Source organism: Sediminibacterium goheungense, assembly GCF_004361915.1.
In the GTDB taxonomy this organism is placed as follows: Bacteria; Bacteroidota; Bacteroidia; order Chitinophagales; family Chitinophagaceae; genus Sediminibacterium; species Sediminibacterium goheungense.
On sequence record NZ_SNWP01000012.1, the window covers coordinates 48,377 to 62,297 of the forward strand.

General features: G+C 41.4%; 9 protein-coding genes. 7 read left to right on the forward strand and 2 right to left on the reverse strand.

The genetic code is table 11. The features are described from left to right. Positions 1–4 precede the first annotated feature (4 nt). Genes BC659_RS12745 through BC659_RS12770 form a run of 6 tightly spaced genes read left to right on the forward strand, consistent with a single transcriptional unit; the run spans position 5 to position 11,450 of the window. The gene (locus BC659_RS12745; protein WP_133475183.1) at positions 5–1,510 is read left to right on the forward strand and encodes a toll/interleukin-1 receptor domain-containing protein; all 1,506 of its coding nucleotides are present in this window, start codon (positions 5–7) and stop codon (positions 1,508–1,510) included. A 6-nt stretch (positions 1,511–1,516) separates the two neighbouring features. Beyond that, positions 1,517–4,654 carry a WD40 repeat domain-containing protein gene (locus BC659_RS12750; protein ID WP_133475184.1) on the forward strand — a complete coding sequence of 1,046 codons (3,138 nt, stop codon included), beginning with the start codon at positions 1,517–1,519 and terminating at the stop codon, positions 4,652–4,654. A 10-nt stretch (positions 4,655–4,664) separates the two neighbouring features. Then, entirely contained in the window at positions 4,665–7,247 is a 2,583-nt protein-coding gene (locus BC659_RS12755; RefSeq protein ID WP_133475185.1) for a TonB-dependent receptor plug domain-containing protein, read from the forward strand. Continuing rightward, on the forward strand, positions 7,247–8,152 hold the full coding sequence (locus tag BC659_RS12760; RefSeq protein WP_133475186.1) for a formyltransferase family protein: 906 nt from the start codon (positions 7,247–7,249) through the stop codon (positions 8,150–8,152). Before BC659_RS12755 ends, BC659_RS12760 begins: the two co-directional genes overlap by 1 nt. Beyond that, positions 8,149–10,800: a hypothetical protein gene (locus BC659_RS12765; RefSeq protein ID WP_133475187.1), complete on the forward strand. Its 2,652-nt coding sequence runs from the start codon at positions 8,149–8,151 to the stop codon at positions 10,798–10,800. Before BC659_RS12760 ends, BC659_RS12765 begins: the two co-directional genes overlap by 4 nt. Before the next feature lie 20 nt (positions 10,801–10,820). After that, a complete protein-coding gene (locus BC659_RS12770; protein ID WP_133475188.1) occupies positions 10,821–11,450 on the forward strand; it encodes a LysE family translocator in 630 nt (209 codons plus the stop codon). A 21-nt stretch (positions 11,451–11,471) separates the two neighbouring features. On the opposite strand, the gene BC659_RS12775 is transcribed toward BC659_RS12770, so the two are convergent. Then, on the reverse strand, positions 11,472–11,801 hold the full coding sequence (locus BC659_RS12775; protein WP_133475189.1) for a DHCW motif cupin fold protein: 330 nt from the start codon (positions 11,799–11,801) through the stop codon (positions 11,472–11,474). Between the two features lie 144 nt (positions 11,802–11,945). Continuing rightward, the gene (locus tag BC659_RS12780) at positions 11,946–13,250 is read right to left on the reverse strand and encodes a 4Fe-4S dicluster domain-containing protein (RefSeq protein ID WP_133475190.1); all 1,305 of its coding nucleotides are present in this window, start codon (positions 13,248–13,250) and stop codon (positions 11,946–11,948) included. A 100-nt stretch (positions 13,251–13,350) separates the two neighbouring features. Between BC659_RS12780 and BC659_RS12785 the strand changes: the two genes are divergently transcribed. Further along, positions 13,351–13,851: a phosphoribosyltransferase family protein gene (locus tag BC659_RS12785; RefSeq protein WP_133475191.1), complete on the forward strand. Its 501-nt coding sequence runs from the start codon at positions 13,351–13,353 to the stop codon at positions 13,849–13,851. Positions 13,852–13,921: the final 70 nt, after the last annotated feature.

Here is a 13,921-nt window from a genome sequence, read left to right on the forward strand (position 1 = left end):
GTTGATGCAGTTTCCGAAGGACATATTTATCAGTTACGCGCATATCGATGATGAATCATTGATTGAAACCCAGAAGGGATGGATTGCTGAGTTTCATCGGGCATTGGAAATCAGATTGGCGCAATTACTGGGTCGCAGGCCTGTTATCTGGCGTGATCCCGCCTTACAGGGGAATCACATATTTGATCAGCAGATTGTTGACCAGTTTGAACAGGTAGCTGTGATGATATCTATTCTTACGCCGCGGTATATAAAATCAGAATGGTGCGTAAGGGAAGTGAATGAATTTTATGAATCCTGTCAAAAAAATATTGGGTTCAGTATTAATAATCAAGCCAGGATATTCAAGGTTATTAAAACCCCTGTTAAAGTAGATATGCATCCTGAAAAAATCAGGAACATACTGGGATATGAATTTTATACCACCGATGCACACACAGGTAGGCTGAAGGAATTGTCGCAAACTTTTGGTCAGCAAACCGATAAGTTATACTGGGAGAAACTTGATGATCTCGCAAACGACCTTGCTGGTTTTCTGGAAGGATTGGAATACCAGCAGCCAGGGCATAGCTCTGCAGTGAATGGCAGTAGTTCAAAGAAAACCGATGTTGGTATTTATCTCGCCGAATCAAGTTATGAAACACTTTCGTTTCGTGATAGCCTCCGGAGAGAGCTGCAGGATAATGGCTACCGTATTTACCCTGACAAACAGTTGCCACTGGTAGCGCCGGTGCTGGTAGAAGAAGTACAACAGTACCTGAACGAAACCACCTTATCTATCCACCTTGTAGGTGAGAACTATGGTATTGTACCCGAAGGAACACAAAAATCGATTATTGAATTACAGAATGAAGTCGCTGCGGCTGCAAGCGGAAGTAATCAACTTGAAAGATTAATCTGGATACCTGAAGGAAGAGAGGCAAAAGAAGAGCGGCAGCAGGCATTTATCAATCGGCTGAATGAAGGGAAAGAGGGGATTACCGGAGCGGATCTGGTATATGGATCTCTGGAAGATTTTAAAAGTGTGGTTTTTGATAAGCTGGATGCCATTGAAAAGAAAAGAAAAAAAGAATCGGAACCGGCAGCAGTAACGGCAGCAGTTGCATCTTCAGCAACAGGTATTGTTTACCTGATTTGTGATGTGCTGGATCTGGATGATATAAAGCCTTTGGAAGACTATCTGTTTAATCAGGGCTATGAAGTAGTGTTACCCATATTTGAAGGAGAAGAATCCATGATCAGGGAAGACCATGTTGAGAACCTGAAAATGTGTAATGCGGCGATTATTTATTATGGCAATGCCAATGAGATATGGTTGCGTTCCAAAACAAGGGATTTTTTGAAAGTGAACGGTTATGGAAGAGAAAAGCCATTGTCTGTAAAAGCCATTTATATCGGTGGCCCCTCTACTCCGGCAAAAGAACGTTTCCGCACATTAGAGGCTGATGTAATTAATGGTATAGAGGGACTAGCGGAGGAAAAATTAAAATCTGTATTATCCAAAATGTAGAACCAGATGTTCAATGATCTGACCATACAAAATCCATTTCCCGGTCTTCGTGCTTTTGAAGAGCATGAGGATGTGTTATTTTTCGGCAGGGAAAAACAGGTGGATGAACTGTTGAAGAAATTACGTACCACGCGATTTCTTGCTGTAATCGGTTCCTCCGGAAGTGGTAAATCTTCACTGGTAAAATCCGGACTGATACCTTCTCTGCATAGTGGATTTATGTCGGGAGCCGGCTCATTGTGGCGTATCTGTTCTTTTCGTCCCGGGAATGATCCTATTTATAACATGGCTGTAGGTCTTTCAAAACCGGGTGTTTTATCTGATGATGAAGAGCAGGATACTGAAACGATTGCGGCGATTAATGAAAGTGTTTTAAGACGTAGCAGTAATGGTTTGGTAGCTGCGTATAAACAATCGGGTCTTGATCCTAAAAATAACCTGCTCATCCTTGTGGATCAGTTTGAAGAGTTATTTCGTTTTAGCCGATACGAGAAAGATAATAAAGATGGTAAACGTGATGCGGTTGCATTTATTAATCTTTTACTGAAAGCAACAGAGCAGAGAGAAGTACCCATTTATGTGGTGTTTACCATGCGATCAGATTTTCTGGGAGATTGTACAGAATTCCGGGGACTACCGGAAGCGATCAATGATGGCGACTACCTGGTGCCGAGAATGACGCGGGAAGAACGTAAGGAAGCGATTACAGCCCCCATCTCTGTAGCAGGAGCCAGTATTAGTCAGCGCTTGTTGAATCAACTGCTGAATGATGTTGGCGATAATCCTGATCAGCTCCCGATATTACAGCATGCATTAATGCGAACCTGGGATATCTGGCAGCAAAAAGGTAATAAGGAACAGCCGCTGGATATTGATGACTATGAAGAAGCAGGCACCATGGAGCACGCTTTGTCGCAGCATGCGGAAGAAGCATATAATGAACTGGTAACAACCCGGCAAAAACAGATATGCCAATCGCTCTTTAAAGCTCTTACCGATAAAGGCAGTGATGCCAGGGGTATAAGAAGGCCAACCCGGCTTTCAGAAATCTGCGAATTGTCGAATGCTCCCATAGCTGAAGTTGTTGAAGTGATCGAAGTGTTCAGAAAAACCGGACGTTCTTTTTTGATGCCCCCGCCGGGCGTAGCCTTACGGGAAGATAGTATCATCGATATATCGCATGAAAGTCTGATGCGGGTTTGGGAACGATTGATAGAGTGGGTAGATGATGAAAACAGATCGGCAGAAGCTTATAAAAGACTATGTAATGCTGCGGTTATGTATCAACAGGGTACCGGAGGATTATTAAGGAACCCTGAGTTAGATATTGCACAGAAATGGAGACTTCAGAACAACCCCAATGCTACATGGGCGAAAAGATACAATCCCAATTTTGAAAGCACGATTGGGTTTCTTGATTACAGTAAGGCTCAATATGATTTTGAAATAGAGCAAAAAGAACTACAGCAAAAGAAAAGAATTAAACGGGCCAGGATGATTGCAGTAGTATTGGGTACAGCATCCATGATCTGTCTTGTTTTCCTGCTGGTGGCATTGAACCTAAAGTTTAAGGCAGAAGAAAGTGAAAAGAAAGCTTTGGTGAATCAGGAACTGGCCATTGCCGAAAGTAAGGAGGCACTAAGGCAAAAGCAACTGGCTGATACAGCCAAACAAAAAGCAGAGGAACAGAAATTGGTAGCCGAATCGCAAAAGCGTCTGGCAGAAGAACAGAAGAATATAGCCGATAAACAAAGAATGCTGGCCGAATTTGAGAAGCGGAACGCACTCTTTCAGAGGGGTGTAGCTGAAAAAGCGACAACAGCTGCTTTAGATGCAAAATCAGAAGCAGAGCTAAGGAAAAAAGAAGCGGAAGACCAGACGGTGATTGCTAAAAATGAACGAAGCATCGCAGAAAGAGAAAGAGTTCGTTCAGAAAACTCTGAAAAGAATACCAGAAAACTTCGCTTGCTCGCATTGAGTCGATCGCTGGCCAACCAGTCTGTGAGAGAGTTTAATAGTAATAATCTTGAACTATCGCGTTTGCTGGCAGCACAGGCATATGCATTTAATAAAGAAAATGGGGGAAATGAATATGTACCTGAAATATTTACGGCCTTATCTATAGTAACTGATAATCAAAAAACCTACCGGGTTTTTAATACAGGTGTACGAGCTATTGCAGTGAGTAATCAATTATTTGCAGCAGGAGACGAATCAGGCATGGTGAAATTATGGGAGGGTGATGATTTGTCGCAAAAAGCGAAAGAATACAGACCCAAGGGAGCCGGGCAACATAATATAAGATCTGTAGCCTTCAGTAAAGATGGTCAGAAAATAGGTGTTGGTACGGTTGATGGGGTTGTTTATGTGTTCAATAGTTCCACATTCCCCGTGGCACCTGTTCAGGTAAATGTACACAAAGGACCGGTTACAGATATCCGCTTTCAGGGTGCTGGTACTATATATACATCTTCAGGCGATAGTACCATTCAGCGAATCAATATCAATGCCAATCCGGTACAGATTTCACAGGTGGTTAAAGCGGGTAGCCGTATTATGAGCATCCGGATATCACCTGATGGAACTAAAATCGCAGCAGCAGAAGAGAATGGAAAACTATTGCTGATTGATGGATTACAAACGGCAACGCCTCAGAAAAGAGAATTGCTTATTGTAAAAGAGTTGATTAAGTCGGTTGAGTTTAGCCAGGACGGAAAATTTCTTGCCTGTGGCACCACAGAAGGGAATATTTACCTGTTTGAGTCTGATAAGCAATATGCCAACCCACAGAAAATAAAAGCACATCAATCGCCCATATATGCCATCAGCTTTAAAGACGATAATAGTCTGATAGCAACTGGCGCAGGTAATGGTGAAATCAAAATCTGGCATACCAATAATTTCCTGCTGGAGCCACTGTTGCTGAATGGCAATGATTCCTGGGTATGGGATATGCGTTTTACTACCCATGGTAATCAACTGGTATCAGCAGGGGCCGACAGAAGTATCCGTAAGTGGACTTTCGATCAGGAACTTTTGCAGAAGCGAAATTGCACACAGATAACAAGGCCGTTTTCAGCAGGAGAATGGAAGACTTATATAGGAGAAGATATTGAACAGAAATCAGTTTGCGGTAATCGATAAAACGATAATCATGCGAAGTTATTATATATTATTTGTTACTCTTTTTGGATGTTTGTTTTTACAGCTATCAGCGGTAAAGGCACAGGTAGTTTGTGGAGAACAGGCATTGAAGCTGGCAGACAAACATTATCAGGCTGGGGCATTTGAAGAAGTGGAATCGGCTTTATTACCCTGTCTTTCAACCGGCTTCACCGATCAGGAAAAAGTACAGGCTTACCGGCTGCTGGCACTGAGTTATATAGCCAATGATTTTCCGGATAAAGCCAACAAAGCCGTAGCCGACCTGTTGAAAATCAATGCAGCATTCGAACCTTCTTTTTTCGATCCGGAAGAATTCACCTCGTTGGTGCGAACCTTAAAAGTTGGCTCATCTGTTCAGTTGGTAACTTCTGTTTCCAAAAAAGCAGAAGATATCAGAAAAGCCCCTGCTACCATTTCTGTTATTACACAGGATGAAATTATCCAAAGGGGGTATACTGATCTGGTAGAATTTTTAAATGATTTACCTGGCTTTCAGATATCACGTTATTATGGTCCACAGCTGGCTAATATGTACCAGCGGGGATTACGAACCAATAATACTGAAAAGACATTGCTGCTGATTGACGGTGTTGAAGAGAATGATCTATGGACAAATTGGGCTGATATTTCCAGACAGTATTCATTGTCAAATATCAAACAGGTAGAAGTGGTTTTTGGGCCGGCATCTACCATGTATGGCTCAAATGCTTTTGCAGGTGTGATTAATATTATTACCAGAACTGCTGCTGATTTTACAACTGCTCAGAAACCTCTTGGTGTAAAAGCCATGGTTGGTTATGGTGCCTATAATCATCGTTTTGCAGATGTAACCGTGGGCTATAAAAAGAAATTGGTTTCTGCAACTTTTACAGCCAGGCTTTTTGAATCTGGTAGTCATGATCTTTCTTCTCAGTCATTTTATGATTACAATCCGGCTGCTTATAATACCATTAACTACAATTCAATCCTGGGTATCCGATCCGGGGCACAGCAGTATATCAATCAGCATGGAATACCGCTTACAAGTCCGTTGTATACGGTATATGGAGCACCCGGTAATGCGGATAGCATCATTCCGACAGCGCAAGGAATAGAAGCTGCCAGAAACCTTGATAAGTCAGCTTACACACAAATTGTGAATGGTCAGCCAGTACGATATTCCAAAACAGATAAAGCCTATCTGATCAACGCACGTATCACCATTGGTGATTTTACAATTGGGGCCCAGACATGGAAGAAGAGTGAAGGAGGAACCACGCAGTTTACAGATATGTACGTGGCAGGTGGTGACAATGGTCAGGTATGGGTACCTACACAGACATTTTTTTATGTGAAGTATGATAAACAGCTTTCAGATAAAGTAACCATCTCAAGTTTTTCCAATTACCGGATTCATGGGGTAGACGATTCCAAGCTTGTATTTGTAAGTAATTATGCACGTCGTGATCTGGGTATCAAAGACCTGGTTACCAATAAACAGGCTTTTTGGAGTACCCGATACCTCTATTCCAATTCAAAACAATTCAGAACCGAATTGAAAATTTTATATACCCCCAGCCGTAAGCTGGATATGATTGCCGGTATAGAACTTAGAAACAGTCAGCTGCAGGGTAACTATCTTGTATCACTGAACGTGCGCGATGCTCAGGAAAGAGGATTGTTTACAGCACCACCTGAAGGCGGTAATCAGTTCAATGTAAATGATGCAGGTATATATGGACAGGCAACCTATCGTTTTACAGAGGCTTTCCGTGCCACATTTGGAACACGTATTGATTATAACGTTATCAGAACATCTGGTGGTTATGGAACAGAAATTAACCCCAGACTTGTATTGGATTACACAAAAAAAAGTTGGGTCTTCAAAGTTATCTATGCCAGAGGTATCATGAATGTGTCTAACTGGACCAAATTTTCTACTGCCGGTAACAGAATTCCCAATCCGAATCTGGGAACAGAAAGTATTAACAATATTGAATTTTCTGCAAGTAATGCCATCAGTAAAACAGTAACAGCTGATATTACTTATTACCGTTCAGATATTAAAGATGTAGTGGGAACAAGAACTTTGTCAACCGGACAGAATGTTAATGACAATATCGGTCGCTTTAATATTAAAGGTATTCAGGCCAATATAACCATCCGGAAAAAAACGTTTAACGGGTATTTGAATTATGCCTACACAAAAGGAAAACAAACCCGCGACGAGAAAGGAGATGTAAATCTGGTGATTGGTGATATCGCCAGTCATACCATCAACGCAGGCGCCTATTATGAGCCTGTTAAATACCTTGGCATCAACCTGAGGGGTAATTACATCAGTAGTCAGCCTGTTGGAACCGGTACTTCTGTGCCATCTAATACAGAAAAATTTTCGGGCTATTTTCTGGCACATACAACTGTGAGTTTGAAAGAACTGATTAAAGGCACTACGCTTCAGTTGATTTGTAACAATCTATTTGATAAAAACTATTTCAATCCGGGCGTAAAAGCTGCAGATGGAACCGAAAACCCGACACAGATTTTACAAAGAGGAAGAAATTTCCTGCTCCGTTTAAATTTTGATTTTTGATGAAACCCATCCATTCAAAATATGTTGAAAGATTCAACCAGCCAGACTGGGGGGCTTACTATATGCCTGACCAGGATTGGGAAAAGCAGGAGACCGGTCTCAGGATTGTACTTTTCGGTTCAACATTGGGGGGTATGTGGGTGCTTGAAAGTCTGAAACAGCTGAAAAATATTTTGGGTGCTCGGATCACGTTGGTTGGATTAGCCACTGATGATGCCAGAGATCCGCATGCGAGGATATCTCTCAAAAAAAGAATCTGGCACTATTTTGAAAAAGCACAGCAGCATGAGATGGTCGATGGAATCGTGATGCAGGCTTTATCGATAGGGATGGAAGTGTTTACCGGTAATATTAAATCCGCTTATTTTCAGGGCTTGCTTCAGCAATGGAAGCCGGATATTATTATCATGGCTTGCTTTGGCCAGATTGTTCCGCCTTCTGTATTTAATTATCCGGTAATGGGGATGTATAATTTTCACCCCTCAGATCTTAAAAATGACATAGGTGCGGGGCCGAAACCTTTTGAAGAAACCCTGGCCAGCAGAATGAATACTACCTGTGTAAGTTTGATGGGTGTTACAGAAATCATTGATCATGGACCATTAATCGGTCAATCACCAGCTATCAGGATAACGGGAAAGGAGGATGAGTTTTTCAGTGATGTGTTACTTACAGAAGAAAAAGTTACCAGTGTGTTTCCGGATATGACCTGGGTACTTGTTCATAAAATATTATTGATGCAGGGAACTGCTTTGCCTGTAGAATTTACGATTGATTTTGATCAGGAAATTGATGAAGCTGTAAAGCAAAGACTACTACAACCTTTGTCTGGCAAACATAGTGCTGTATATCCATTTCCAGATATGACGCTTTTTTCTATCGGATATAAAACCCTTCAGGTTTGAGTAAGGTATCAGCCATATCGAAAACACTGAACCGTATTTTCAATATTGAAAAAGGGGAGAAGAAAGATATTCTATTATTGGTCTGTTTTTCTTTCCTGAATGGAATTTCATTTGTGTTTTATTCTACCGCGACAGTTTCTGTTTTTATTTCTACATTCAAAGCAGATATGTTACCCTACGCTTTTATTGCATCGGGTATAGTAGGTTTTATACTCTGGTATTTATTTGCCAGAATTCAGCAATACCTTTCATTCGGTAGGCTGCTGAGTTCCGGATACCTGTTTTTATTAGTGAGTATTGCCTTTCTTTTCCTGATGGCACAGCGTAGTGGAAATGAGGGGTGGTATTTTTCCATGTTTGTATGGATGCGCTTTTTTACTTTTCTGAATGCAGTTATGTTTGGGGGTGTTTTTGCACGAATATTTAACATGCAGCAGGGAAAAAGGCTGTTTGCGCTTATCAGTGCAGGAGATGTGGTATCTCAGATGCTGGGTTATTTTTCGGTTCCTTTACTACTCAGAAATGCCGGAGTTTCAGCTTTGTTGTGGATCTGTATGGGAGGTATTGTTCTGCAACTGTGTTTAATTTTATTTCTGAATAAATATTACAGGGAAAAATTTATTACGAATCAGCCGAAGCCAGGTGCTTTAAATACCATAGAACAGAAGCAGGATGGTAATACAAGATCTTATTATTCATTAATGTTTCTTGTTTCCTTACTACCAATGCTTGGCTTTTATTATGTGGATTATATGTTTCTGAATGAGCTCAAGCTGGAATATACATCCGGACAGGCAGTGGCAGGTTTTCTGGGTTTGTTTTTAGGTGGGGTGGCAATTGTTGAGTTGATAACCAGGTTATTTATTTCCGGTCGTTTACTGACCATGTATGGACTGAAGTTTGGCATCAATATATTGCCGCTTACTTTATTGTTTTCAACTTTGCTGATTGTTTTTTTTGCGCTCATGCCCGGATTCGCAGGGCTTGTGTTTTCTATGATTGCTTTTTCCAAACTATTGGAAAGAGTATTACGCTTTTCTTTTAATGAACCGGCCTATCAGATATTTTATCAGCCGGTACCGCCCGAGAAAAGATTTAGTCTCCGAACGCGGATGGAAGGGGTACCCAAAGCATTGGGAGTTATCATAGCCGGGTTATTGATCCTTAGTTTTAACCTACTGGGTTTTAAAGCATCTTTATACCTTAATCTGCTTTTTCTGGCCGTATTGATCAGCTGGTTATTCATTACCAAAGCATCTTACAGACACTATTGTATGATGCTGGCTCAATTTGTAAAACAAAAATTTTCTACAGTAAGAAATAGTACTGCCAGTGAAACTGCTGCAAAAGCTGGAGAGGGTTCCATGATCAGGATGATCTCTCCGCAGGAGTGGACATTGTATCAGGAGATGAATGAATACATTGTAAATGCAGCGTCGGATAAATCGGTGAATGAGAAAAGGTATACCGCTTTCCTGCTTGAAACCATCTTGCCTGCTGTTTATTTTAAAGAATGGTTCGATAGGGATCCCCTGATTGCGCAACTCTTAAAAGCGCAGTTTCAGGCAAGTGAGCTATTAGGTGAACAGATACGCATACTTGATTTGCTTTCAGTAGTAAAAAAGGAAGAAGGGTTTATCAAACAACAACTGATGTCGAAGAACCCTTTTATTAGTCAAGTGGCGGCGATTTGTCTGCATAAACAAAAAGCAGTATTCGACGACAAAGAAAAAGCAGTCTGCAAAACATGGTTACAGGAAATGATGGGTAAGCAGCTATGGTATTTTGCCGCCATACAAGATATTGAAGATGATCCTTTGCTATATGACCTCCGAATGGCGATGGATAAAGAAAACAAAGCACTTACCCATCTGGTATTTGATGTGCTGGCTTTTATATATGAACCATCGGCGGTTGCTGAAATCAGGGAGGGAATTACCGGACAACAATCAGGTGACAGTAAAATGCTTGCACATGAATTGCTTGAGAACTTTTTTGACCAGGAAATAAGAGAAAAAATAACGGGACTGTATTTACATGAAGAAACTTCAACCCGGCTTCAGGTGTTACAGGATGTATATCCACAACAACAGCTATCAGTTGGGGAGCGATTGGTTGATATTGTTCGAAAAGAATACCAATTGGTTCCCTTGTGGTTGAAATTGCTTGCATTGGAAGCCATTACCGTGCGGGATGACCCTTTTAAGGAGGGGATATTGTTAGAATGTTTGCAAAGTGTACATCCTTTACTGGCCATGAGTGCAGCAGCGAATTTAAAAGTATCGTATCCGGAGAGTTATCTGCAGGCATTCGATAAACTGCCCTTGTTGCAACAGAAAAAAATGGAAACCCTTCCGTCCAGATGGCGCGAGGACCTGAAAGAGATAGCCAATCATGCCTTGCCACTCAATATTCCCAATGTATTGTTGCCAATACTTGCTCCTTATTCTATCAGAGAGCAGGAATCAACTACAGGCCATTCACTTTTTATGATACAGCCGAAAAATATATTCGATATACAAGATGCTGAAATGACACATGTAAACAGAGAGCAAAAAATGTATGTACCCCGTCATTCATCAGATATCTTTATAACGCAATCGACCGCCGGGTTTAAGTCGAACCCTGCTCTTTCATTTTTTAACTAAGGGATGATTGAAAGATAATTATGCTGTATATTTTTTTTATAGCTGCCCTCATCAGTTTTCTCGGTCAATTGCCGCTGGGTAATATGAGTATAACTGCCACCCAGATTGGTATTCAGGAAGGGTTTAAAAGAGCTTGGGTCTTTGCTATCGGGGTGGCCATTGTAGAAATGCTGTATCTCCGTTTTGCACTTACCGGTATGGATTGGGTAGTAAAACACCGGCTTTGGTTCCTTGTCCTGGGCTGGGTAACAGTGGCATTGTTTTTATTGCTGGGTATATTGTCTTTTATGTCAGCAAGAAAACAGCAGGAAGAAAAGAAATCAGTTATGCTAAATAACAGGATTCATCGTTTTTTACTGGGCTTGATGATGAGTGCACTGAATCCCGTTCAGATCCCATTCTGGTTTTTATGGACATCTACTATGATACAGACAAATGTTTTACCCATTACGGCTTCAGCTTATAATGTGTTTACGGCAGGTGCAGGGATAGGTACCATTGGCGGACTTGCCCTCTACATACATGGTGGTAACTGGCTGGTAAAGAAAAATAATACCAGTAATAAAACCCTGAATCAGATCATGGGGGCCATCTTTATTATTACTGCACTTATACAATTGTACCGGATGTTATATAAACCCTGGATCTAAATAGGGTTGGATGGGTATGGATCAATCCACGATGAAAAGTGTACAGCCTTCTTTTGAATAGGAGCGATGACCATCTGCCTGATCGCCTACTGTATACAGCTGTCCTTTATGCAGCATATGTTTGGTGCCGTTCTCCAGTTCTGTTTCCATTGCTCCTTCCACGCAAAATATAATATGCCCTTTATGGCACCAGTGATCGGCCAGGTATTCAGGAGAGTATTGTACCAACCGGATTCGAACTTCATCTTTCCAAAGTATTCTCCATTCTGCAAACCCCGTAATGCCCTGATGAATTTCAGGTACAATGTCTGTAAAGTCGGTAATTGAAAATGGGAAAGATGAAAATACCATGGGCTGAAAATATGAAATAAGAAATAAGAAATACGAAATAAGAAAGTGAATGAGACAAATAAAACCTGATAAACAATTACTTCCTTATTTCATATTCCCCTTCGACTACGCTCAGGGCAGGCTTTATTTCTCTGGTCCTCTGTTTTACACGCTCCATTTGTCTCTTTCATCGGGTGAAAATTTCCAGGGGGCGAAATTATTTTCTGTATTACTGAACATGCCGTTCCATTCCTGGGGGGCATTGCTTTCTTCCATGATGAGTGAGCGGCGCAGTTCCAGTATGATTTCAAGGGGCGAAATACTAACCGGACATTCTTCCACGCAGGCATTACAGGTAGTACAGGCGCGTAATTCTTCCACTGAAATATAGTCGTGCAAGAGAGATTTGCCATCATCTGTAAACTGCTTATTGGCATTGATGTTTTTACCTACCTCTTCCATTCTGTCGCGCGTAGCCATCATGATTTTACGGGGACTCAATAGTTTGCCGGTGGTATTGGCCGGACAAGCATCAGTACAACGACCACATTCTGTACAGCTATAGGCATCCAAAAGGTTTTTCCAGCTCAGGTCAAAAATGTCTTTTGCGCCAAAACGTGCCGGGGGAGCCGCATCGGCAGGAGCCAGTTCGGGCTGCATGGCATACAGTACTTCATTCTGTACGCTGGGCATATTTTTCATTTTACCTTGTACATCCAGTCTTGCATAATAGGCATTAGGAAAAGCCAGCATAATATGCAGGTGTTTGGAATAAGGCAGATAGTTTAGAAAAGCAAATATGCCGGCGATATGCAACCACCAGCAGGTTCGCTCAATGGCAACCAGTGTTCCATCGCTTAGTCCGGTGAAAAGACCGCTTAATAAACCGGAAAAATAAAACTGCCCGGTAACAGGATAATGACTGTTGCCTCTTTCCTGCAAGACCAGATCTGTGGCGTTCATGGTTAGGAACAAACTCATGAGTACAATCTCTGTAATAAGGATATAGTTGGCATCTGAACGGGGCCAGCCATTCAGGTCCTTATTTATAAAGCGTTTCAGCTTAATGATATTTCTCCTGCTGAGAAAAATAACACAGACCAGTATTACACCTGCAGCCAGAAATTCAAAAGCATTGATTAACCAGTTATAAAGGGAGCCCAAAGGAGCTGCAAATAAACGATGCTTACCCAATATGCCGTCCAGTACAATTTCGAGTACTTCAAGGTTGATAATCAGAAATCCGGCATAAATGATAAAATGCATGATGGCTACCAACGGATTGGAAAACATTTTTTTTTGCCCGAACGCCAGCAGGAGCAGGTTTTTCCAGCGTAAGGATGCATGATCGTTGAAGTTCTCATCTTTGCCGAGAAGTATATTACGGCGTATTTCACCAATTTTTTTGGCAAACAACCAGATGGATACTGCAGAAAGTGCCACGAATAAAATTTGCTGGATATACTGCATATATAAGGCTTAATGACGCTAAGATAATAGTTTTGTGTCTTAGCCCGGATGATTGTTGATTGCTTTTATTGTTATTACATTTGAAGTATAAACCCGATACATGTCTGAACGTAATTATATACTCGATAAAGCGGCTGCGGTTCGTAAAATGCACCGTATGGCCCTGGAACTGGCCGAACAGCTGAATGGTGATCTTACGCCCGTTGTCGTATTCGGTATCCGTAATAGTGGTTCAGTGATTGCAGCGCAAATAGCCGGTTATCTAAAGCAATATGTTACCAATGAGATACATACAGCATCTCTTACGCTCGATAAATCCAGACCGGTTGAGGTTGCAATGAATACTTCGGTTGACCTGAATGGGGTTCATGTGGTGATTGCTGATGATGTAACCAATAGTGGTAAAACGCTTTTGTATGCATTAAAGCCCTTACTGCAGTTTCATCCGAAAACCATCCAGACGCTTGTATTGGTTGAGCGTATGCATAAACTATTTCCGGTGAAACCCGATTTTGTAGGTCTATCGGTTGCTACCACCATTCAGGATCATATTCAGGTGGAAGTAAAGGATGGGGAAGTGGAAGGTGCCTATATCTCATAAAAAAAATTACCAATAGAAGGCTTAGCCTGAAAATGAACAAAGATTCCCAAAACTTATTATATTCAATCAA

Excerpts from the sequence above, each read along its gene's own strand:
- BC659_RS12745 (WP_133475183.1), top strand. The coding sequence starts at position 5 with ATGCAGTTTCCGAAGGACATATTTATCAGTTACGCGCATATCGATGAT.
- BC659_RS12750 (WP_133475184.1), top strand. The coding sequence starts at position 1,517 with ATGTTCAATGATCTGACCATACAAAATCCATTTCCCGGTCTTCGTGCT.
- BC659_RS12755 (WP_133475185.1), top strand. The coding sequence starts at position 4,665 with ATGCGAAGTTATTATATATTATTTGTTACTCTTTTTGGATGTTTGTTT.
- BC659_RS12760 (WP_133475186.1), top strand. The coding sequence starts at position 7,247 with ATGAAACCCATCCATTCAAAATATGTTGAAAGATTCAACCAGCCAGAC.
- BC659_RS12770 (WP_133475188.1), top strand. The coding sequence starts at position 10,821 with ATGCTGTATATTTTTTTTATAGCTGCCCTCATCAGTTTTCTCGGTCAA.
- BC659_RS12775 (WP_133475189.1), bottom strand. The coding sequence starts at position 11,801 with ATGGTATTTTCATCTTTCCCATTTTCAATTACCGACTTTACAGACATT.
- BC659_RS12780 (WP_133475190.1), bottom strand. The coding sequence starts at position 13,250 with ATGCAGTATATCCAGCAAATTTTATTCGTGGCACTTTCTGCAGTATCC.
- BC659_RS12785 (WP_133475191.1), top strand. The coding sequence starts at position 13,351 with ATGTCTGAACGTAATTATATACTCGATAAAGCGGCTGCGGTTCGTAAA.